Source organism: Citrobacter sp. Cy070, from assembly GCF_030332245.1.
Taxonomy (GTDB): Bacteria; Pseudomonadota; Gammaproteobacteria; order Enterobacterales; family Enterobacteriaceae; genus Citrobacter; species Citrobacter youngae.
On sequence record NZ_JAOWIG010000091.1, the window covers coordinates 443,977 to 466,644 of the forward strand.

Below are 22,668 nucleotides of genomic sequence, written 5' to 3' on the forward strand. Positions count from 1 at the left end.
GTCAACGTAGCTGGCTGTCTTTCGAACCTCTGCGATTATATCCTGAAAATGCAGAGTTATGTGAATCTTTATCCTGCTGGCAGGAGATGCACAAACGCACGCCGGGTACCGCTTCACGGCGCGCCTGCGGGATAGGATTGCCACATTCTTCACATTCATGCAGACTTTCCCCCGTCGGTAACTCACCGCGGGCGCGGGCAACAGCATCTTCAATCGTATTGTTGATCTGTTCGTTAACAGCGTCGTCATTTGCCCATCCGGATGCCATATGTACCTCCTGTTGATGTCTACAGAATAAGTATAGCGAAGGTGATGGCTGAAAAACGACCATGCGCCAGCAGTATCAGATTTCAGACCATTCGCGCAGCAGGTTATGGTAGAGATTGAGTAATGACAGGATCTCGTTGCTCTCCCCATGACGAGCCTTCAGGGATTGAATGTTTTTATCCAGTTCAAAAAGCATGGCGCGATTTTTGTCATCACGGATCATTGATTGTACCCACATAAAGGATGCCACACGAACGCCATGGGTTACTGGCGTGACGCAATGTAGGCTGCTGGAAGGGTAAAGTACCAGATCGCCAGCAGGAAGTTTCACCGCATGCTGGCCGTAGGTGTCATTGACCAGCAGCTCTCCTCCCGCATAATCGTCGGGATTACTGAGGAATAAGGTGGCGGAAAGGTCTGTGCGCATCCAGCCGTTTTCCGGGTGACTACGCACCGCGCCATCAACGTGAAAACCGTAGGTTTCGTTGTTCTGGTAGCGATTAAACAGCGGTGTGGAGAGCGTTTTCGGTAATGCTGCGGCGAAGAAAAGCGGGCTGTTATTCACCGCGGTTTGTACCGCCTGTTGCAAAATGCCGTAACGCTCACTTTGCGTATCCACCTGCTGGTTGTTTTTTACCTGCGCGCCCTGAGTGCCGGTGGTTGCGCGGCCATCAACCCAGTCGGCAGCGTCCAGTTGTTCGCGAAACCAGGCGACATCCTGCGCCGACAGAACGCCGGGAATGTGGTACATCATCAGTGTTTCTCCTGAAAGTGGGGCTTACGCCCCACGAGATGGATCAGAAATGCATATTGGCGGTGAGCAGGAAGGTTCTTGGCTCGCCCGGATGGTAACGGTATCCACTCTTGTTAATGGAGGATACATAATCGGTGTCGAACAGGTTATAGACGTTCAGCTGGAAATCGAGATTGCGGTTTACGCGATAGCCTAACTTGGCATCCGCAACCCAGTAGCCTTCAGTATAAGATGGCGTACCCACGGCGCCGTCCGAGCCGCGATGCATACTACCCACGTAACGTGCGCCCGCGCCAACGGAAATATCATCGGTAGCCTGATACTGGCTCCACAGCGTGAAGGCATGTTCCGGCGTATAGGGCAGGGAAGAAGAACCATCCTGAGCAACGTTTTTGCCGCTGTGGATCGTGGCGCGTTGCTGGGTGTATCCCCCAATAACCTGCCATGCGGGAGTGATGTTGCCAGCTACAGAGAGTTCGTAGCCTTCAACGCGTTTCTCCCCGTACTGGGAATATGTTCCGTCGTCGTTCTGCTCTACTTCATTTTCAATATCCGTACGGAAAATCGCGGCGGTTAACAGCAGGCGCTTATCCAGCACCTCCCATTTGGTGCCGATCTCGCTGGTTTTCGCTTTCTGCGGTTTAAAATCGGTCCGGTTGGCGCTGTTACCGCTTCCGCCCTGTGCAAGGGCAAAGTTACTGCCGCCCGGCGGTTGCTGAGAAACGGCATAGTTAATGTAGACATTGCCGTTATCGGTCAGGTGATACAGCGCGCCCGCTTTCCAGTTCACCAGATTGCCTGATTTGGCAGTATCCACGGTCGTAACCGGAGAACCTTTGGCGACGCCTGTCGGACATGCAACTGCACCACGGCCAGAAGCACCGCACGCGGTGGCGCTGTCATACTCGGTACGATAATTATCCAGACGAATACCACCGTTCAGTTCAATATCACGCGTAATTTGCAGAGTATCGAAGGCGTAAATACCGAAGGTATCGGTCTGGCCGTTGGCGTTGGCGCCATTACGGGATAATCCACCAATGTTCACGTTGCTGTTCGGTGAGTAAATATTGACCGGCGGCGGAGTGATCGGGACTACGCCATAGTTGGTTTGCGTTTCGCGCGTCAGCTCCACACCGGTGCTGATGTCATGACCGATGGATCCCGTGTAAAACTTTGAGGTCAGGTTGGTCTGGTTGGTGAGGATTTTGTTGCTGACATCTTTGGTATTCGCGACACGCGACCAGTTCCAGGTGTCAACGCTGCTGGTGGGTTGGGTGATGTTTGACGCACCGCCCATTACCGCCGTCATCAGATAATCCTGCTTAATACGCGACCAGCGGGTGGTGTTGCGAATCGTGGTGCTGTCGCTCAGATCATGTTCAAAACGCATCGTCGCAGTATCGGTCGTCGAATCGTCGTAATCCGAGTTTGTACCGTAGAAATTATGCGTATCCACTTTTCCTGAATGATTCAGTGCAGAAGTACCCGCGGAAGGCGCGGAGTAACCCGGCAGGCCGATGGTGGGAATGCCTCCATCCGGTGTGTTGTGTTGAGTAACGTGTAGATAGTTCAGATACAGTCGGTTCTCGGTACCTAAGCCAAAAGCGAGAGAGGGGGCCACGCCGTAACGTTCATTCTGCACGTTGTCGCGACCGGCATCATGCGTTTTTTCACCCATCAGGTTTAAGCGTACTGCGGTGGTGTCACCGATGACCTGATTGATATCCAGCGTTCCCCGGCGAAACCAGGCGCTACCGACGCTGGCTGAGGCATCAATACCTGAATCGGTGCGCGGCTGCTTGCTGATCATATTGATGGAGCCAGTGGGGGCACTGCGACCATAGTCGGTACCGGAAGGGCCTTTAATCACTTCAACCTGTTCGGTATTGAAGGTGTCACGCGTGACGCTACCAATATCACGAATACCGTCGATATAAATGCTGTTTGAGGTGTCAGCACCTCGCATATACACCGCATCGCCGGTGGTGGAGTTACCATTTTCACCCGCAAAAAATGCGCCAACACCCGGCACGTTTTTCAACGCATCGGTCAGATTTGTTGCGCCTTGATCCTTAATAACCTGCTCAGAAATCACCGTCATGGTGCGAGTGGTATCCGCTACCGGTCGGGAGAATTTAGGGTCGGCAGACTGTGTTGGGGCGTACAGCGAAGGTTTGGCCGCTTCAACGACCAGAGTGTCTTCTTGTTTTTTATCCTGATCGCTTGCGGCTACAGCCTGGGCTACCGGAGACAGGCCAATGCACAGACCGGCAAAAAAAGTCAGTGAATGAAAACTACTGGACGGCAAGTTGCGATTTTTATCCATGTTAATGAATGACTTATTATTTTTGAGTAGAAGGTTTCACTCAAACGAAGGGACATCTCTGTGGACGTTATACCCTGCAGGCCTCGCCTGAATGAAATGCGTAATTGATAATAATTTTGATAAGCATTATCAATAAGTGTGACGTTTTAGCATTCATTACTTCAAAAATAAATACATTTATTTACATTGAATTCAAAATTCCAACATGGCGGTTACAGTTCATGCAGGGGATTTCAGAAAGAAAGGACAGCAAACTGCATTCAGGGCGAATGCAGTTGAGCTGAGTGAGAGTTACTTATAAATAGTTGCTGTACCGTACATCTGATTTTTACCGCCAGCGGAATTAACCACAAAACCTTTCGCGCCTTGTTCTTTGGCTTTTTCTGCCAGCTTACCTTCGAGGTCATCCAGGCTTGATGCTCCGCTCACGGAAATCGTACCGGAGGCTTGTAGTGGACCGTTGGCAGGACTGGCATTGGGCTGGGCAGCAAAAGTCGCAAATGTCATGCCGGTAAGTATGGTAGCGGCAAGGAATGTGAGGCATTTCTTCATGATGATATCCTCTGAGAAACAACAGATCGTGCCTGATAAGTTTAGGTCGTCATTGCAGGGCATTTGCCGCAAAAAATCGACCAACAACAGGCTATTTTTTGAACGATGCAATTCGTATAAAAAATGAAATTTCCCTGCTGTGTATGTTTACCCCGTGGCGTTATGCGGGTATCTTACGCCGCTGTTAAAAGGAGAATGCTATGCCCCCCCAGAAACCGGGATTACATCCACGCAACCGCCACAATGGCCGCTATGATCTTGCGACGTTATGCCAGGTTACCCCCGAGCTGACGCAATTTCTCACCCTCACGCCCGGCGGCGAGCAGAGTGTTGATTTCGCCAATCCGCAGGCAGTTAAGGCGCTCAATAAAGCACTGCTGGCGCATTATTATGCAGTGGCAAACTGGGATATCCCGGAAGGTTTTCTTTGCCCACCGGTTCCGGGTCGTGCGGACTACATTCACCATCTGGCCGACCTGTTGGGTGAAACCACCGGAACCATCCCTGCAAATGCCAGCGTGCTGGATGTTGGGGTAGGGGCGAACTGCATTTATCCACTGATCGGCGTGCATGAATACGGCTGGCGATTTACCGGCAGCGAAACCAGTAGCGAAGCGTTTAGCAGCGCTCAGGCAATCATCAATGGCAACCCTGGCTTAACCCGGGCGATTCGTCTGCGTCGTCAGAAAGATGCTTCGGCAATCTTCAACGGCATTATTCACAAGAATGAACAGTATGAAGCCACGTTGTGTAATCCGCCATTCCATGATTCTGCTGCCTCTGCCCGTGCCGGAAGCGAACGCAAACGCCGTAATCTGGGCCAGGACAAAGATGATGCGCTGAACTTTGGCGGACAGCAGCAGGAGCTGTGGTGTGAAGGCGGTGAAGTGGCGTTCATCAAAAAAATGATCGCCGAAAGCCAGGCCTTTGGTCGCCAGGTAATGTGGTTCACCACGCTGGTTTCGCGCGGCGAGAATTTGCCTCCGCTATATCACGCGTTAACCGATGCGGGCGCGGTGAAAGTGGTCAAGAAAGAGATGGCCCAGGGACAAAAGCAGAGCCGCTTTATTGCCTGGACCTTTATGGATAACGATCAGCGTCGTCGTTTTATGGCGCGTCAACGCTAAATCGTGGGCTCGCCCGGCGGCAGCGGTTCTGCTGCCGTTGATTGTGGGCCTGACCCCGGTGCAGACAGCACCTGATAGGTCTGTACCGGAGCGCGTACGTTGGCCAGATCGAAGTATTTTTTCACCTGGCTGTCGAGCGCAAAACGTACCGTCCACTGCTTCAGCGGCAAGGTGGTAAACGAAACCCGCAGCGTGAAGGCCGTATTGGTTAACCCCACAATCCCGGCAAACGACGGCTCGCCAATGATAAGCCCGCGGATATCTTCTTTTTCCATCACCGCAGCAACCGCGTCTTTCAATGCCTGATTCGCTTTATCCGCATCCTCATGGCGGTCTACATCGTAATTGGCGACGACCGATCCAATGCCACGCACAAAATTGGCGAAGGTCGTTATCGATGACCACGGGATGATATGGTACGCCCCGGTGTCCTGACGCACGCCCACTGAGCGGATGGACATCCGTTCTACCGTACCGGTGAGTGGACCGATGGTCACCAGATCGCCGGTGTTCATGCCATTCTCGAACTGAATAAAGATCCCGGTAATAATATCTTTTACCAACGTTTGTGAGCCGAAAGAGATAGCCAGCCCCAACGCTCCGGCACCAGCCAGTAAAGGGGCGATATTGACGCCAATTTCGGACAGTACAATCATGATAGTGATCGTGCTGATGATCACCGCCAGTGCGTTGCGAAACAGCGTCAGCAGGGTGCGAGTACGCGCGCTGGGTAACGGGCGACCATGAATATCGGAAGCCAGACGATTTTCAATCAGGCTGGCGAGGATCGTCCAGCCGATGGCGGAGAAGAATAAAATCAGCGCGATACGGATCAGGATATCCACCGTTTTTTCGCCTGCGCCGTAATGCAGCCAGTTCCAGAAGTCGAACAGTCCCCAGGCGTTGAGTAGCAGCATGACCGCGACGCACACTGTCAGGATCCTGGCCACGCTTAACGCCGTTGACAGCCAGCCATTTAGCCGCTTTTGTAATTCCGGATAGCTGCGCTGCGTGTGCGGCGACAGGGTAATGGTTTTGGCAATCCAGCGGGATAACATGCCGGATACAAAGGCGGCTATCCCGATGATCACCAGGCTGCGCAGCGTGGCGCCCATCATGAATTTCAGGCTGTTGCCTGGATCAAACAGCGAGAAGAAAAACAGCACAATGAAGTAGGCGCTGGCCAGCCAATGCCATATCAGCGCAAAAGCACGGATAAACAGGCTAAAGAAAGCTAAAGAGCGTGCGGCAAGATTCTGTAAGTGCTGGGTAATCTCATTCTTGTTTCTGAAAATCAGGTACAGCGCCCACAGCGTGATGCACAGCATGATGATGACGTTTGCCATCGCGCCGACCTGCACATTAACCTGATTCGAAATAATGGGTACGGCAACGATAAGCCCGTAGCCAATCAGGCTGCTCAATGAACTCAAACGGCGATTCCAGTAGCGTGCGCCTGCATCCTGAATGTTAAACGGGCGCAGCTCGGTCACCGCCGGGCAAAATATCAGGCGCAAAATGGCCTTGAAGAATTCAATCAGGGCGAAGGCATTGAGAAACAGGCTTTGCTGAAAGGCGATGGTGCGACTGCCGGCGTTCATTTTGTCGCTCAGTATCTGCCCGACAAACAAGGTGAGCGCCAGTAGAAGCAAATCGATAACGAATGCGCCAACGATCATCGCCGGAAGCTGGAGCCAGTTACTGCGCTCACGGTTTTTGCGTCGTGCCCATTGTCCCATTTTGCGATACAGCGGCAGCGCGCACAGGCGAACCAGCCAGAAAAAACCGAACACTGACACCGCCAGCATTAAAAAATGCGTCAGGGCATTGGTGAATGTTTGCGGGTTAAAGATCTTATGCGGGGCATCGGTAATATTGCGATAAAGCTGGGCAAAGCGGCTGGAGAGGGCTTCACCGTAGTGGCGGGTGACATCCGTGACGTTTTCCAGTACCGTTTTTTCTTCCGTTAACGTGGGCGGGACAATGGTCGGCACCGGCTCGGCAGGAGGGGCAGTGGCCACTTTGCGTAACTGGCCGATCAGCTCCTGACGCGAGGCGTCATTTTCCAGCACATCGGCCAGGGCGCCGTAAGCCGCCTTTTTCTGTTCAATATCCGGCTCTTTCGCCGGTGTGGTTTGCGCGTTGGTTGACGTTGGCGTGGTGACGCCAGGAATCGTCACCGCCTGGGTCGGAAGACTCAACAGACAAACAATGATGAACAGGATCCCGCGCATCACTCCTCCTATGAGAAAATAAATTCAAAAGGATAAGTATAGATGTCAGGGCGGGAGAGAATTGAAATGAGAGGATTCTGGTGAAAAACCTCCCTTCGGGCGAAGGGAGGCAGGGCTATCAGGAAACGTGCTGCAAGAATTCCTGTAAGCGTTGGCTGGGCGGATTTTCAATCAGGGCCTGCGGATTGCCGTCCTCGGCAATACGTCCCTTATCGATGAAAATCAGGCGTGAAGCCACTTTTTCGGCAAAACCGATTTCGTGGGTCACAATCACCATGGTCATTCCTTCTTCCGCCAGATCCTGCATAACTTTCAGAACTTCGTGGCGCAGTTCCGGATCCAGCGCTGAGGTTGGCTCATCAAACAGCATCATTTTCGGCTTCACCGCCAGCGCACGGGCGATAGCCACACGCTGTTGTTGACCGCCGGACAGTTCAGAAGGGTAGTGATGCGCACGTTCGGCCAGACCTACTTTCGCCAGCAGTTCTTTCGCCAGTTTCTCGGCCTGTTCTTTATTTGCCCCGCGTACGCGCTGCGGCCCAAACATGACGTTTTCCAGCGCCGTCAGATGCGGGAACAGGTAGAACTGCTGAAACACCATCCCGGCTTCCTGGCGGATTAACCGCTCGTCTACCTTCGGATCGTTCACTTTCAGGCCGTCAACAATCAGGTCACCGGAGGTAATTTCTTCCAGCTTGTTAATGCAGCGCAGCAGGGTAGATTTACCGGAGCCAGATGGCCCGATAATCACCACGACTTCACCTTGTTTAATATTCAGATCGATGTTGTGTAGCACCTGGGTTGGACCAAAGTGCTTAGAAACGTTTTTAAATTCAATCACAGGATTTTCATCCTTCTTTCCAGACGACGCAGAATGAAGCTCAGCACCAGCGTTATGATCAGATAGAACACCGCAACGGCGCTCCAGATTTCCAGTGCGCGGAAGTTACCGGCAATGATTTCCTGGCCCTGACGGGTCAGTTCAGCGACGCCAATGACGATAAACAGCGAGGTATCTTTGATGCTGATGATCCACTGGTTGCCCAGCGGTGGCAGCATACGACGCAGCGCAAGAGGTAAAATTACGTGACGGATAGTCTCCGTGCGTGAAAGTCCAAGCGCCAGGCCAGCCTCGCTGAATCCTTTGTGGATTGAGAGTACCGCGCCACGCGTGATTTCCGCGATATAGGCGCCGGAGTTAATCATGATGGTGACAACAGCGGCGCTGAAGGGGTCAATACGCAAATCGTTAAACGCCATTGGCAGGGCGAAGTAGATAAACATCACCTGTACAACGATTGGCGTACCGCGGATGACTTCGATAAACACCAGCGCTACGTGGTTGGCTATCCAACCGCCGAAAGTACGCGCAAAACCTGCTGCAAGCCCGATAATCAGACCGCCAGCCAGACCGAGGATTGAAATCCACAGGGTCATTTTGGCGCCTTCTATCAAAAGCGGGATGGCGGGCCAGATGGCACTCCAGTCAAACTGCATATGTCGTTCCTGTTACCGTGGTGAAAAGAGTCAATTGCCCGTTTTACCGGATGTACTTATCCGGCCTACAGGTCTCAAAAATGCTGGCGTAGACCCGGCAAGCATCACGCTACCGGGCCTGTGCTGTAGATTATTATTTAGGTTCAGTACCGAACCATTTTTTGTAGATTTCGTTGTAAGTACCGTTCTCTTTCAGCGTTTTCAGCGCGCCGTTCACTTTCTCACGCAGTTCATCGCTGCCTTTCGGGAAGGCGATACCGTACTGCTGGGCTTCCAGGGAATCACCTACAGCTTTGAACTGACCGTTGCCCGCAGTCTTGATGAAATACAGAATGTTTGGTGTATCGTGCAGTACGGCGTCTGCGCGGTTGGTACCCAGTTCCATATACGCGTTATCGATGTTCGGGAACTGACGCAGGTCTTTAGTTTTGATGTTAGCTTTCGCGTAATCAACGGAACCGGTGCCGCTCTTCACTGCGACAACTTTACCATCGAGATCTTTCACGCTTTTCACGTCGTTGTTATTCGCTTTCACCATCACTAACAGGCCGCTTTTGTAGTAGCCGTCAGAGAAGTCGATGGCTTTTTTACGCTCTTCGGTAATAGTGATACCTGCCAGCGCCAAATCGACGTTTTTGGTTTGCAGAGCCGGGATGATGCCGCTGAAATCCATTGGTTTCAGTTCATAATCCAGCTTTAGTTCTTTGGCGACGGCAGCCCACAGATCCACATCAAAACCAACGTATTTGTCACCCTGTTTGAATTCAAAGGGAACAAAGGCGGTGTCGGTTGCGACAACCAGTTTCTTATCTGCGGCATGGGAGGACACCGCAAAAGCCAGGGTAAGTGCAGCCAGTGAAACTTTTAATACAGACTTCATAGGATTTCCTTTTATATCCACGGGGCGATCCCCTGCGAGAACATATGGCTTAATGAAAGAATCGTGCCAATTTTGCAACTCATTGTTTTAACAAGAGGGCGTCTCATTTTGTTGCACAATAAGTAGGGCAAAGCGGGCTGTTTGCACCGTTTCAGGGCACTCATTTGGTGCATGACGGACGTGGTGCAAACGGTATGACTATTTAGCGTAAAAATTGTTGATAAAACAATCTTTCGTTAACGATTGTGTGAGGTGATTATTACAAATAATTTACTTTGGAGTGACGAATGATCAATGTTGTGCACCATAGAAGTGCAAAACCCCCGCAAATGCGAGGGTAATATAGGTATTTCTTATATGTCTGTTATTCGATGTTCGCTTCGATAAACCACAAGAATTTGTCGAGGTCACGGGAGGCCGCAGTGAAGATATCTGCTGTATCCTCATCTTTTGCTTCACTTATCGCTTTACGTACGCTGTTAGCAACCACGGCATAACGTTCGGCCAGCTCTTTTAAGTGGTCCTGTACGTTATGGATATCCAGCGGGTAGCTTTTCAGTGGCGTTTTGCTGTTAATAACCTGCGTTGTCCCCAGTGCCACACCGCCTAACTGTACGGCACGCTCAGCCATGGTATCGAGGTGATCGGTCAGTGCTGTCCGGAAACCATCCAGCATTTCATGTACGGCAATGAAGTTTGCGCCGCGCATATTCCAGTGTGCCTGTTTGGTGATCAATGACAGGTCGATGAATTGGATCACCTGCTGATTCAGCAGTTCAACGGTCGCTTTTTTATCGCTGTCGGTTACATCGTTACGGGTATAAAGGAGGGCTGATGCTTTTGTTTTTACCAGTTTTGCAGTACTCATAATCTCATATCCTCTTGATGTTTACGTCCCAAATCTTCAACGAGGATAAGTATAGCGCTAATTTCAGTTTTATTTTTCTGGTGTTGCCTATTGCTTTAATAGCGAGGCGAGTGAAAATATAAAATATCGATATAAATCAATGTAATAAATTATTTTAGCACAGCGTATTGTTATTATTGTGTTAATGCTATGCCTCAGCATAAATAGCGTGCTTCAACAGGGAGGTAGAGGGCGATAATAATAGTGGGGATAGATAACAAGATATTCTGCATGATTATGCAAACCATGCAGAATATTGGCAGGTTAATTCACGTCAATTTGCTTAATTTGCGGGTCCTTACGGATGGTGAGCGTAGAGCCCATGGACGCAGCAATAATCGCTCCCAGAGCCAGCGTCTGGATAAACGTCAGCGTTTCCCCGAGGAAAATCATTCCAGACACTGCAGCCAGTGCAGGCTCCATGCTCATCAGTGTCCCAAAGGTACGTGTAGGCAGTCGCGTTAATGCGATCATTTCCAGCGAATAGGGGAGCGCAGTAGAGAGGACTGCTACCGCTAAGCCCAACGGGAGAATAGACCAGTGCCACAGCGCATCGCCTGCCTGAATGACGCCAATCGGCACGAAAACCAGCGCTGCGATTAATGAGCCAACTGCGACCGTTGCCGGGCCATGCTCTTCGCCTGCGCGTTGCCCGGTAAGAATATAGATAGCCCAACAGGCGCCAGCACCTAATGCCAGCGCGGCACCGGTTAAATCAACGTGAGAAACATCCTGACCTAACGGTAGCAGGAACCACAGTCCGAGCACGGCCAGCGCAACCCAGATAAAATCCACCGGGCGGCGGGAGGAAAACAACGCCACCGCGAGCGGCCCGGTAAATTCCAGCGCTACGGCAATACCCAGCGGTACAGTCTGAATTGACAGGTAAAAGAGATAGTTCATCCCACCCAGAGACAAACCATAAAACAGCAGGGGAAGACGTTGCTCTTTGGCAAAACGTAAACGCCAGGGTTTAAAGAATGCGATAAGGATGAGCGTTCCCAGTGCGAGGCGCAGGGCGGTAACGCCTGGCGCACCGACGAGAGGGAACAGCGATTTCGCCAGCGATGCGCCGCTTTGAATCGAGGACATAGCTATCAGCAAAACCAAAATAGGCAACCAGACTGGCGCTTTACGTGACGACCCCGGCATCCTTTCTCCTGTCAAATGATGGTTACACACCTTGCCCCGCGGGACGCCGCAGATTTGCTGCGATGCGCGTGAGTATGTGTATAGAAAAGTAAAACAGCGAGTGTAATGGAAATACGCTCGGCTGGTTGAGTATTCGTTGAAAAAAAAATTACTGAGATCCGTACAATGGCATGAAAACGATGGATTAATAATCTGCGCGATTAGGAATCATCTGGATGAATGTGCCGTGTTGTGCGCGCAATAATGGCATAAATCATTAGAAAAGTGATGTTAATTGAAAGAGATAGCGGGTTTATGAAACGTTCTGTTACATGAAAAGCTTCGTTAGACATCGCGAATCGCAAAGAGTTTCCCATCAGTTTTTGGTATATTTAAAACTTAAGATTTACTTGAAGCACATTTGAGGTGGTTATGAAAAAAATTGCATGTCTTTCAGCACTGGCCGCTGTTCTGGCTTTCTCCGCAGGTACCGCTGTAGCTGCTACTTCTACCGTTACTGGTGGTTACGCTCAGAGCGATGCTCAGGGCGCAGCGAACAAAATGAACGGTTTCAACCTGAAGTATCGTTACGAGCAGGACAACAGCCCGCTGGGCGTGATCGGTTCCTTCACTTACACTGAAAAAGATCGTACCGACTCGTTTGGCGATTACAACAAAACCCAATACTACGGCATCACTGCAGGTCCGGCTTACCGTCTGAATGACTGGGCAAGCGTCTACGGTGTTGTAGGTGTTGGCTACGGTAAATTCCAGGATGCAGCAACGCCTGCTGACAAACACGACACCAGCGACTACGGTTTCTCTTACGGTGCCGGTGTGCAGTTCAACCCGATCGAAAACGTTGCTCTGGACTTCTCTTACGAGCAGAGCCGTATTCGTAGCGTTGACGTAGGTACCTGGATCGCGGGTGTTGGTTACCGCTTCTAATCACTTCGGTGATATAAAAAATCCGCCTCCAGGGGCGGATTTTTTTTGCCTGCAATTATGAGCTGTTAACGAGATTTGGTCTCGAAGATATCAGTGCCCAAATGGTTGTAGTCCACCTTCTGCAATTTAAAGTTGGTGATATACACTGGCCCGGCTTTTTTCTCAGAGATAAAGCGGTAGCTGTTGATAATTTCCTTCGCGCTGATCCCCGTCCACTGTGAGAAAAAACTCAGGAAATCATTGGCGGATCGACGGGCCTTAATCACCCGATGCGCTTTATCATCGCTGGACAGTACCATAAAGGGCACCTGGAAGTTCTGTTGGAACTGGTCGTCATGCGCCAGGTACTGCACCTCTTTTCCGCGCTCTTTAAAGGCGAGGCCATGATCGGAGAAATAGACCATCGAGAAGCTACTGCCGCTGTTACGCAACTGCTCGTAAAGCTGGCGCAGCAGGTCATCCGTCTGCGTCATGGTGTACAGGTAACAGGAGGTCTCCTTGGACTGGACGAAAGTCTCATATTTTCCTTGTGTACGGTCGCAGGCCTGCGGGTGAGAACCCATTAAATGCAGCACAATCAGTTGCGGCTGGGTGCGTTCGGTGGCCAGCACCTGGGCGGTCATTTTCAACAGCGCTTCGTCACGGGTGTTTTTGTCCGCTTCGAAATCACCGTTTTTCAGGAACTGAACTTCATCTGCTCGCTTCGCAATGCTGGCGATTGCCGTATCGTATTCACCGATCTGCCCCTGATTGGAAAACCACCACGTCTGGAACCCAGCGCGGTTGGCCAGCGTGACAAAGTTATCCTGGAACTGAGGTTTATTATCGACGACCCGGTTTAGCGTTAAGCCGAGCGATTTTTGCGTAGAACCACTGGCGGCAATGTAATCAGCAAAAATGTAGCCATTAACGGTGCTGGAAAACGGCGTGTTATCCCAGTGACCGCCAAACGCGCCTAACGCATCACGACGGGCGCTTTCACCGATCACCACAACATAGGTGTGATACTTCGGCTTCACGGCGGTGACTGTCCAGCTGTCTTTGACACTCGACAGCTTCGCCATACGCTCTTGCTCATCAAGCACTTCGTTGTTATTGACGATAACGTCCTTGGCAAAGCGGAAAACCGGGTAACCGGTATCTTTTAACTTGAAAACGCCGCCCCATGCCAGGTTTTGTACCGGAGTAACAAAGAATGCAACGATGCTGAACAGCAAGCACAGGCTGTCGTACTTGTTCCAGCGACGTTTCTGCTCGTCTTTTTTACGCCGTACGGCGATAACGCCGAGCGCAAAAATAAACACGCCAACCAGGTAGTTGTACCAGGGGAAGATGGTCAGGATTTCGGTCGACTCTTCCATGTTGGTCGAGTGCAGCGCTAACAACGTATTAAAGTTTGGCGAGCCGTAAGCCTGGCCAAACGGAAAATACATTGCCGCAATCAACGAACAGACGCCAATCAGTGCTTTTTGCGCGCGCGGCGCAGTACGCCACAACAGCATCAATACACAGGTAAAGGCAACGCTATAAAGAAGGCTTAGTGGGTAGCCCAGCGCGAGGTTGATCAGCAAAGACTGTAAAAAGTAAAAGCCAGTCCACGGACTAATCGCCCGGCTGCGAGCAATGATTGAATCTTTGAGGGTTAAATTCATATGCCACTGTTGCAAAAACGCCATGTGCTACCCCTGGCGCAAAGGGTCATGCCTGCCTGAGAGAGCGAGAAGAGGGAATGGGTCCGCATCCGCGAGCCGCAATATATGCAGGGCTGCGAAAAGATAGAGTGTGTGCAAGAGAAGGTCAACTACTACAAAGAAATTGTTTTGAGAGGGCAACTGCAAAACAGACAAAAAGAAGGGTTATTCGGACGAAACCTATCACCGTAATCAGGTTACGGCAAAGAAATGAAGCGGCGTACCGCGACGCCGCATTATTTTGCTGAGGATTTATCCTGCTCTGGTTTGCCGTTAATCATGTCACACAGCATAGAGATCAGCATCAACCGTACTTTAAAGGGAGAGTGGCTAAACACGCGTATACACCTCTTAAATTCATTCATATAAACCTCCTGACTTCACGATCCCATCAGTCCTTGAGGGATGTCTTTATTATATACAGATATAGCACAGGCTATATTATATAGCTATTGCTAAAACGTTAATTTTTTGTGCCCACGCAACTCTGGTTTACAATGAGCGTTCTCTAATCAGATGCCGTTAACGCGTCACAGTAACGAGGAAGCAGAATGAGTCGTCGCGCAGGTATGCCAACAACAAAAAAAGTGACGCAATTGGTGAATGTCGAAGAACACGTTGAAGGATTTCGTCAGGTCCGGGAGGCGCATCGCCGTGAGCTGATTGATGACTACGTAGAGCTGATTTCCGATCTCATTATCGAGGTGGGTGAAGCACGCCAGGTAGATATGGCCGCGCGGCTTGGGGTTTCCCAGCCGACGGTTGCCAAAATGCTTAAACGCCTTGCCTCCGTTGGGTTGATTGAAATGATCCCCTGGCGGGGCGTGTTTTTAACCGCAGAAGGTGAGCGATTAGCTCAGGAGAGTCGGGAGCGTCATCAGATTGTGGAGAATTTCCTGTTGATGTTAGGTATCAGCCCGGAAATTGCCCGTCGCGACGCGGAAGGAATGGAGCATCACGTCAGTAAGGAAACACTGGAGGCTTTTAGCCGGTTTACGCAACAGCAAGGAACAGGCTCTGAATGAGTTTCCCTTTGCTACGCGCCTTACAGCGCGATCGCTTTTTCCAACTGTTAATCATTGTTGGGGGTGCACTGAGCCTTTTCACGCCATTTGCGCCCCGGCTGTGGCCGGGAGCCATTGACTGGCACACGATTATTACGCTTAGCGGTCTGATGTTACTGACCAAAGGCGTCGAGCTCAGCGGCTATTTTGATGTGTTAGGGCGCAAGATGACTCGCCGCTTCAACACAGAACGCCAACTGGCGATATTTATGGTGCTGGCGGCGGCGCTGTCGACGTTTCTGACCAATGATGTGGCGCTGTTTATTGTTGTTCCGCTGACGATCACCCTGAAAAAATTGTGCGCTATTCCGGTGAATCGCCTGATTATCTTTGAGGCGCTGGCGGTTAACGCCGGATCGTTGCTCACGCCAATCGGTAACCCGCAAAACATTCTGATGTGGGGGCGTTCTGGCTTGTCATTTGCCGCATTTACCTCGCAAATGGCGCCGCTTGCCGGGACCATGATGCTGACGCTGGTGGTGCTGTGCTGGTTCAGTTTCCCGAATAAAGCATTGCATTATCACACCGGTACGTCCGCGCCTGACTGGCAACCGCGTCTGGTGTGGAGCTGTCTGGCGTTGTATATCATCTTCCTGACGGCACTGGAGTTAAAACAAGAGCTGTGGGGCCTGGCGATCGTCGCCGCGGGGTTCATGGTACTGGCTCGCCGTGTGATCCTCAGCGTTGACTGGACGTTGCTGTTAGTGTTTATGGCGATGTTTATTGATGTGCATTTGCTGACGCAGTTGCCGGTGTTACACGGAATAACCAGTCAGATTGGCACGCTTTCAGCACCGGGGCTGTGGTTGACGGCAATCGGCTTGTCGCAATTTATCAGTAACGTTCCCAGCACGATTTTGTTGCTCAACTATGTTCCGCCGACGCTATTGTTGGCCTGGGCAGTTAATATCGGAGGGTTTGGCCTGTTGCCGGGGTCGCTGGCGAATCTGATTGCTTTACGCATGGCAAATGACCGACGCATCTGGTGGCGTTTTCATCTGTATTCGGTGCCGATGCTGATATGGGCGGCGCTGGTGGGATATGGCTTGCTGTTGATGATGTAATTGATGTGGTGTGCCGGATGGCGGCTGGCGCCTAATCCGGCCTACAGTGCTGGTAGGCCCGATAAGCGTAGCGCCATCGGGCATGTATAGCCGATTAGTTCAGACGAACCGGCATACCAGAACGGTTCTGTACCGCCTGCTCAACGACGGCCTGATCGACGTCAGACTGACCGGTGATGCTGGTAATGCTCTTATTCAGCGTAATTGGTACGATTTCCCCGCCTTCAAACTGTGCTTCAGTCGTAGACAGCGGGTTATGTACCTCGATGTAACGGCTGCCGTCTGGTTCGGTAGTGGCTTTTACCGGCTCATCGATAAACTGGACGCGAGTACCGACCGGCACATTTTCAAACAGGAACTTGATGTCATCGTTACGCAGACGCACGCAGCCGTGGCTGACGCGTAAGCCGACGCCGAAGTTAGCATTGGTGCCGTGGATGGCGTACAGGCGACCGATATACAGCGCGTACAGACCCATCGGGTTATCCGGACCTGCCGGAACAACGGCTGGCAGCGGTTCGCCCGCAGCGCGGTATTCCGCATGCATTTTCGCGGTTGGCGTCCAGGTTGGACCCGCTTTCTTACGTTCAACTTTGGTGGTCCAGTTGATAGGGGTGTCTTTACCTAACTGGCCGATACCGATAGGCAGAACGATGACGGTGTTAGTACCTTTCGGGTAGTAGTACAGACGCATTTCGGCGCTGTTAATCACAATACCTTCATGCACGGTATCCGGCAGGATCAACTGCTGAGGAATGTTCAGCACGGTGCCGCCTTTCGGCAGGAAGGTATCCACGCCCGGGTTAGCTTCCAGCATGTTAGACAGACCCATCTGATACTCTGCCGCAAAATATTCCAGCGGTTGGGTGTTGCTTTCAGGAATCGTGATGACCTGGTTCTGGCCAATCAAACGGCTGCCATCGGTAGGCAGCGGGTACGTGACGGCAGAAGCGGTGTTACAAAAACCAACTATTGCGAGTGCCGCCGCGAAAAGCGTTGTTAATTTCATATTCATGTTCATGTATGCGAGATTCAGTGCCAGGCAGGCTAGTGGGTTGAGATTTATGTAGTGTTGGGCAGGCATTATATGTGCATTCTGAGCAACAAGGAATTCGGATGTGTACTAAATCACATTTTTTTCCTTTTGCTTTCACTTTATCTGTGCTGCATGAACGGCGCGATCTTATTGCAGAGTTATGGCATAATAAGCGGTTTGTCACATATTTCTTTCTCTTTCAGGATACGCCAGTGTTAGTTTCCAGCAACGTCACTATGCAGTTCGGCAGTAAGCCGCTGTTTGAAAATATTTCCGTCAAATTTGGCGGCGGCAATCGTTACGGCCTGATTGGCGCGAACGGTAGCGGTAAATCCACCTTTATGAAAATTCTCGGCGGCGACCTCGAACCGACGCTGGGCAACGTTTCCCTCGATCCGAATGAGCGCATCGGTAAGCTGCGTCAGGATCAATTCGCCTTTGAAGAGTTCACTGTTCTCGACACAGTAATTATGGGGCACGCTGAACTGTGGGAAGTGAAGCAGGAGCGCGACCGTATCTACGCTCTGGCCGAGATGAGCGAAGAAGACGGCTATAAAGTGGCTGACCTTGAAGTTCAGTACGGCGAAATGGACGGCTACTCTGCGGAAGCGCGTGCGGGTGAACTGCTGCTGGGCGTCGGTATTCCGGTAGAGCAGCATTACGGCCCGATGAGCGAAGTCGCGCCCGGCTGGAAACTGCGTGTGCTTCTGGCACAGGCGCTGTTCTCTAACCCGGACATTCTGCTGCTCGACGAACCAACCAACAACCTGGATATCGACACCATCCGCTGGCTGGAGCAGACGCTGAACGAGCGTGACAGCACCATGATCATCATTTCGCACGATCGTCACTTCCTGAACATGGTCTGCACGCACATGGCGGATCTGGACTACGGCGAACTGCGTGTTTATCCGGGTAACTACGACGAATACATGACGGCGGCAACCCAGGCGCGTGAACGTCTGCTGGCCGATAACGCCAAGAAGAAAGCACAGATTGCCGATCTGCAATCCTTCGTCAGCCGCTTTAGCGCCAACGCATCTAAATCTCGTCAGGCGACCTCTCGTGCGCGCCAGATTGATAAGATCAAGCTCGATGAAGTGAAAGCGTCCAGCCGTCAGAACCCGTTCATCCGTTTCGAGCAGGATAAGAAACTGTTCCGTAACGCGCTGGAAGTGGAAGCGCTGGCGAAAGGTTTTGATGAAGGCCCGCTGTTTAAAAACTTCAACCTGCTGCTGGAAGTGGGGGAGAAGGTTGCCATCATTGGCGCCAACGGCGTGGGTAAATCCACCATGCTGAAAACGTTGGTTGGCGATTTGCAGCCGGACAACGGTACCGTTAAGTGGTCTGAAAACGCCCAGGTTGGTTACTACGCGCAGGATCACGAATACGAGTTTGAAAACGATCTGACCGTTTTCGAATGGATGAGCCAGTGGAAACAAGAAGGCGACGATGAGCAGGTTGTGCGCAGCTTCCTCGGTCGTCTGCTGTTCAGCCAGGACGATATCAAGAAGCCTGCAAAAGTGCTCTCCGGTGGTGAAAAAGGACGCATGCTGTTCGGTAAGCTGATGATGCAGAAACCGAATATTCTGGTGATGGATGAACCAACCAACCACCTGGATATGGAATCTATCGAGTCGCTGAACATGGCGCTGGAAATGTACCAGGGCACGCTGATCTTTGTTTCTCACGACCGTGAGTTCGTCAGTTCCCTGGCAACCCGCGTGATTGAAATTACGCCGGAACGCGTGATCGACTTCACCGGCAACTACGAAGATTACCTGCGGAGTAAAGGCGTCGAATAAGTCTCTCTCCCCGCACTTTTCTGAAAAAAAGTTCTACTGATTAATCTTAGCCACAATTGTGGCTAAGATACTTTCCATAACGACCTACGCAAGGAAAGAAAATGAGTCAGATGGAACCACTCTCTTTAGCCAATCTTAAATTAAACTTACTAAATTTAAACAACAGCAACGAGCATCCTTTCATTTTACGTGAAGATGGTGATGATATTGTTGCATCCTGGAATATCGAAGATGCTGAGTGGATAGATTATTTCAGTCAATACGGATTGCAAAAACAATATGAGTTAAGACTGTTTTTCAATGAAAGCAAAAAGCAAATTACTTATCGTGAAAAAACGACCGATGTGGAGTGGGATGCAGATTTGGGTGGGTTCAGATTAAGCAAATCTGTCCAGATCGGGAAACGCCTTGAGTTTTCTGCTGGGGGATCCTGGGGTAAAAAAGAAGATGGTAGCTTCGGTAAAATTGATGGCTATAAATTTGTATCAACGGAAATTACCGATCCTATTTTTGATATTGTTCGTGATGCGGGATGGCAGGTTCGTGGTCTGTTAGCAGACAAGAAGAAAAGGAAATTTGTTATTGCGGGAGCGGTGATTGCCGCACTGATTATTTTTATCGGCCTTGGCACTTTCCTTTTTTCCACGATGGGTGATTTGAAGGATGCTGCGCGAACAGAGATAGATTTGCTCCGTGATGGAAAATATATTCAGGCTTATCAGGCAAGCTCTTCTTCTTTGCAAAGAAAAATGAACAGCGAGGATTTTAAGCTTGTAACCGAGTCTGTTCATTTTGATGATATTAGTGAATACAGTTTCGATAGTTTCAATGTAGTAAATGATGTTGGTTCTTTGTCTGGAAGCGTAGAGTTTAAAAACGGAGAGTCTGGCGAGATTAACGTTACTATGCTCAAAGAAAAGGATAAATGGAAACTGGCAGCAATTTCAGTAGAATAAAAAAATACCCGGTTTTTATCATATAATGAAGAAAACCGGACTATTTTAAAAGCGATGAAAGGGGAAGGATTATTCCATCCCCAGCGCGCGTTTACCGTGGATATTCAAATCCTCCAGCGTGAAGCGTCCTTCCCAGTTCGTTTCATAATCCTCGCGCGGGAAATCACCCGGCGACGCGCCTTTTTCCAGCGCGGCTTTCACTTTGTGAGCGTAGGCCAGATTCTTTTCGCACATCGGTGCGGCAGGGATGTACATCACGTTGCCCCAACCCTGTTGATTTTCTACCGGCGCGACGGCGTGAATGACATCACAATGCCACCACACTGAGTCTCCGGCTTCCAGCTGTGGAATGCTGGTTAGCGCTTCAATCAGCAGCGGATGCCATTGCGCGGAAATTGGCAGGACTCTGCCGGGCGCGACGCCGCACAGTTCATCTTCCGGCACATCGTCAAGCAATGGGCGTAACAGCACATACGCCATCGCTTCAGGAATAGGGACCACGTGCAACAATCCCTGACCTGGCAGCATATCGGACAGCGCAGTCCAGCCCTGGAAGGTACGGAAGACTGAACATTTGGTGGTGTTATCCACCGTGTACTCTTCTACTTCGGTGCGATGCGCTGCCTGCCACGGATCGTAATCGTCCAGTTTACCATTGAAAACATGAGCAAATACCCGCTGATACGCAGGCAGCAGCCAGCGTTCCAGCGCGCCGGAATCCGTATGCGCGCCCAGCCCTTTGGAGGTGGTTCCCGGCGGACGGCGGCGTATACGGTCAGGGTAGATAACGCTGACATCCGGGTTAAACCATTGTTTACCTTCGCTTGAAAATGTCCAAAGACGATTGAGGAACGACTGTGCATTGGCCATTTCTTCACTCTGGCGGGCCTGCATCTGCGCCTGGGACCAGTAAATGGGGTAGATTTCAGGTCGCGATGCGCTCAGGGTGCCGAAGAAGTTATCGCCCGGTCCTTTGTAGACGTCATCAAAATGGTTGCGATCCAGGTAATCGAGCATCGACTGATCCCATGCCAGCGCCTGTTCGCGGGGGAAATGCCCCTTAATGACTGCGCATCCGCGACGCTTAATTTCTTCACGCTGCTCTGCACTCACGCGACCCGCTTTGATATCCGTATAGGACAACACCGGCCATACCGGGGAGCCTTGCGCTTTGAGGGCGTTGATTTCCGCCACGCGGGTGGCAATGGCATCGCTCAGCTGATTGAAGACCAACTGAACATCCCCAAGCTGTACCCGCAGTTGCTGTTTCATCTGACGGATTGCCGCTTTGTGATCGGCGGGCAATGTGTCGCTGGTAAAAGTAAAAGCCATAACCACCTCGCATAACTTTCATTTGAAACTTATCTAACTTACAAGTGCAATATAAGTTAAAAATAAGTTAATGCAAGTTTAAAAACTTGATGGTGTGCACGGAATGCAAAAACGGTGAGAACCGGAGCAGGTACTCCGGTTGGCAGGATCAGGCGTTAAAAGGCGAAGTGTTATCCAGCACCGCCTGAATTACGTTCAGCGCGCCTTGATGGTTATTATCGTCGGTCTGATAGCGGGCAATAAATTTGATGTTCTCGGCTGCATTAGCCATGGCGAAAGAGTAGTGCGCCATTTTCAACATTTCCGCGTCGTTGCCGCTGTCGCCAATGGCGACCACGTTTTGTGGTGACAGGTTCCAGCGTTTTAACAGACGGCTGATCCCGTTGGCTTTATGTAAGCCGGGAATGATCAGGTCGATAAACCCAAAGCCGCTGGTGACGGGCTTCATAATGCCGTCGAGAGCAGAATGAAGGTGATCGATAACTAATGGGATCTGTTGGTCAGGTAAATTCAGCGAGAACTTGAACAGCACATCGTCGATATCCTGGTAATCCTTTACGGGTTTCAGGCGATGGTAGTGTTTTGCCATCAACGCGACAAAGGACTCTGGGGCATTTTCGCTCACGTAGGCGCTTTGCAGTCCACAGGCCACAAAGTTGAGCTGCTTATCTTTGAGCAGTTCGCCAATGACAATGCGGGATTCGTGGCGGGTCAGCTCGCCGTGAAACAGTTGCTTACCATGTTCGAATACCAATGCTCCATTTTCGGCAACAAAGGAGATCTCATTTTTCAGCTCGGGGAAGAAGGAGATAAGCTGGTAGTACTGATTGCCGCTGGCCACGACAAATTCAATGTCTCTTTTTTTCAGTTCCTGGTACTGCGCCATAAAGCGTTCGCGATCGTATTGCTTGGCGTCGTCGAGAAACGTTCCGTCCATATCGGTGACGATAACGTTGATGGTCATATATGCTCCTGGCTTATAACTGCAACCAGAAACATTCTAATAACAATGTGACCTGTAGCACAAATTTAATTTCGAATGAAAGTAAAAGGCCGGGTGGCAGCTTCGCCTTACCCGGCTAAAGGGAGAGTAT

General features: G+C 50.9%; 21 protein-coding genes. 6 read left to right on the plus strand and 15 right to left on the minus strand.

The genetic code is table 11. The features are described from left to right. Nucleotide 1: 1 nt before the first annotated feature. From OGY19_RS23995 to mcbA, 4 genes are all read right to left on the minus strand, one after another. Nucleotides 2-268, minus strand: coding sequence for a DksA/TraR family C4-type zinc finger protein (locus OGY19_RS23995; RefSeq protein ID WP_048212198.1), 267 nt, complete (start codon nt 266-268; stop codon nt 2-4). A gap of 75 nt (nt 269-343) precedes the next feature. Then, complete coding sequence (ybiX, locus tag OGY19_RS24000) at nt 344-1,021, minus strand: PKHD-type hydroxylase YbiX (protein WP_115602335.1); 678 nt, start codon at nt 1,019-1,021, stop codon at nt 344-346. 43 nt (nt 1,022-1,064) lie between these two features. Beyond that, nucleotides 1,065-3,350 (minus strand): catecholate siderophore receptor Fiu, encoded by a 2,286-nt coding sequence (locus OGY19_RS24005; RefSeq protein ID WP_115602334.1) that lies wholly within the window; start codon nt 3,348-3,350, stop codon nt 1,065-1,067. Nucleotides 3,351-3,641: 291 nt separating this feature from the next. Continuing rightward, nucleotides 3,642-3,902: a DUF1471 family periplasmic protein McbA gene (mcbA, locus tag OGY19_RS24010; RefSeq protein ID WP_048212195.1), complete on the minus strand. Its 261-nt coding sequence runs from the start codon at nt 3,900-3,902 to the stop codon at nt 3,642-3,644. Nucleotides 3,903-4,102: 200 nt separating this feature from the next. On the opposite strand from mcbA, the gene rlmF reads away from it, so the two are divergent. Further along, complete coding sequence (gene rlmF, locus OGY19_RS24015) at nt 4,103-5,029, plus strand: 23S rRNA (adenine(1618)-N(6))-methyltransferase RlmF (protein WP_115602333.1); 927 nt, start codon at nt 4,103-4,105, stop codon at nt 5,027-5,029. Here the strand turns inward: rlmF and ybiO are convergent. The 6 genes from ybiO to rhtA all read right to left on the minus strand — a co-directional run bounded on the left by ybiO (nt 5,026) and on the right by rhtA (nt 11,699). Then, entirely contained in the window at nt 5,026-7,263 is a 2,238-nt protein-coding gene (ybiO, locus tag OGY19_RS24020) for a mechanosensitive channel protein (protein ID WP_115602332.1), read from the minus strand. The genes rlmF and ybiO overlap by 4 nt on opposite strands. A gap of 118 nt (nt 7,264-7,381) precedes the next feature. Next, nucleotides 7,382-8,104 (minus strand): glutamine ABC transporter ATP-binding protein GlnQ, encoded by a 723-nt coding sequence (gene glnQ, locus OGY19_RS24025; protein WP_042309588.1) that lies wholly within the window; start codon nt 8,102-8,104, stop codon nt 7,382-7,384. Continuing rightward, nucleotides 8,101-8,760 (minus strand): glutamine ABC transporter permease GlnP, encoded by a 660-nt coding sequence (glnP, locus tag OGY19_RS24030; protein WP_005123684.1) that lies wholly within the window; start codon nt 8,758-8,760, stop codon nt 8,101-8,103. The genes glnQ and glnP overlap by 4 nt, the downstream gene beginning before the upstream one ends. 133 nt (nt 8,761-8,893) lie before the next feature. Beyond that, entirely contained in the window at nt 8,894-9,640 is a 747-nt protein-coding gene (glnH, locus tag OGY19_RS24035) for a glutamine ABC transporter substrate-binding protein GlnH (protein ID WP_061067587.1), read from the minus strand. Between the two features lie 364 nt (nt 9,641-10,004). After that, nucleotides 10,005-10,508 (minus strand): DNA starvation/stationary phase protection protein Dps, encoded by a 504-nt coding sequence (dps, locus tag OGY19_RS24040; RefSeq protein ID WP_005123679.1) that lies wholly within the window; start codon nt 10,506-10,508, stop codon nt 10,005-10,007. Between the two features lie 303 nt (nt 10,509-10,811). Next, a complete protein-coding gene (rhtA, locus tag OGY19_RS24045; RefSeq protein ID WP_048212191.1) occupies nt 10,812-11,699 on the minus strand; it encodes a threonine/homoserine exporter RhtA in 888 nt (295 codons plus the stop codon). A gap of 411 nt (nt 11,700-12,110) precedes the next feature. Between rhtA and ompX the strand changes: the two genes are divergently transcribed. Further along, complete coding sequence (gene ompX / locus OGY19_RS24050) at nt 12,111-12,626, plus strand: outer membrane protein OmpX (protein WP_048212190.1); 516 nt, start codon at nt 12,111-12,113, stop codon at nt 12,624-12,626. A 65-nt stretch (nt 12,627-12,691) separates the two neighbouring features. Here ompX and OGY19_RS24055 read toward each other — a convergent pair whose 3' ends face one another. Both OGY19_RS24055 and mntS read right to left on the minus strand, forming a co-directional pair. Beyond that, a complete protein-coding gene (locus OGY19_RS24055; RefSeq protein ID WP_061067588.1) occupies nt 12,692-14,278 on the minus strand; it encodes a phosphoethanolamine transferase in 1,587 nt (528 codons plus the stop codon). Nucleotides 14,279-14,553: 275 nt separating this feature from the next. Next, nucleotides 14,554-14,682: a manganase accumulation protein MntS gene (gene mntS, locus OGY19_RS24060; protein WP_061067589.1), complete on the minus strand. Its 129-nt coding sequence runs from the start codon at nt 14,680-14,682 to the stop codon at nt 14,554-14,556. 186 nt (nt 14,683-14,868) lie between these two features. Between mntS and mntR the strand changes: the two genes are divergently transcribed. Next, nucleotides 14,869-15,342, plus strand: a complete 474-nt coding sequence (gene mntR, locus OGY19_RS24065; RefSeq protein ID WP_003831586.1) for a manganese-binding transcriptional regulator MntR — start codon at nt 14,869-14,871, stop codon at nt 15,340-15,342. After that, nucleotides 15,339-16,445 (plus strand): anion transporter, encoded by a 1,107-nt coding sequence (locus tag OGY19_RS24070; RefSeq protein ID WP_286597337.1) that lies wholly within the window; start codon nt 15,339-15,341, stop codon nt 16,443-16,445. Before mntR ends, OGY19_RS24070 begins: the two co-directional genes overlap by 4 nt. A 94-nt stretch (nt 16,446-16,539) precedes the next feature. Here the strand turns inward: OGY19_RS24070 and ldtB are convergent, their stop codons facing one another. After that, entirely contained in the window at nt 16,540-17,460 is a 921-nt protein-coding gene (ldtB, locus tag OGY19_RS24075; protein WP_115602428.1) for a L,D-transpeptidase, read from the minus strand. A 233-nt stretch (nt 17,461-17,693) separates the two neighbouring features. On the opposite strand from ldtB, the gene OGY19_RS24080 reads away from it, so the two are divergent. Both OGY19_RS24080 and OGY19_RS24085 read left to right on the plus strand, forming a co-directional pair. Next, nucleotides 17,694-19,286 (plus strand): ABC-F family ATPase, encoded by a 1,593-nt coding sequence (locus OGY19_RS24080; RefSeq protein WP_008784214.1) that lies wholly within the window; start codon nt 17,694-17,696, stop codon nt 19,284-19,286. 101 nt (nt 19,287-19,387) lie between these two features. Beyond that, complete coding sequence (locus tag OGY19_RS24085) at nt 19,388-20,242, plus strand: hypothetical protein (protein WP_061067591.1); 855 nt, start codon at nt 19,388-19,390, stop codon at nt 20,240-20,242. A 69-nt stretch (nt 20,243-20,311) separates the two neighbouring features. On the opposite strand, the gene OGY19_RS24090 is transcribed toward OGY19_RS24085, so the two are convergent. Both OGY19_RS24090 and OGY19_RS24095 read right to left on the minus strand, forming a co-directional pair. Then, on the minus strand, nt 20,312-21,574 hold the full coding sequence (locus OGY19_RS24090) for a DUF1479 domain-containing protein (protein ID WP_115602330.1): 1,263 nt from the start codon (nt 21,572-21,574) through the stop codon (nt 20,312-20,314). A 148-nt stretch (nt 21,575-21,722) separates the two neighbouring features. Beyond that, entirely contained in the window at nt 21,723-22,538 is an 816-nt protein-coding gene (locus OGY19_RS24095; protein WP_048212185.1) for a Cof-type HAD-IIB family hydrolase, read from the minus strand. Nucleotides 22,539-22,668 lie beyond the last annotated feature (130 nt).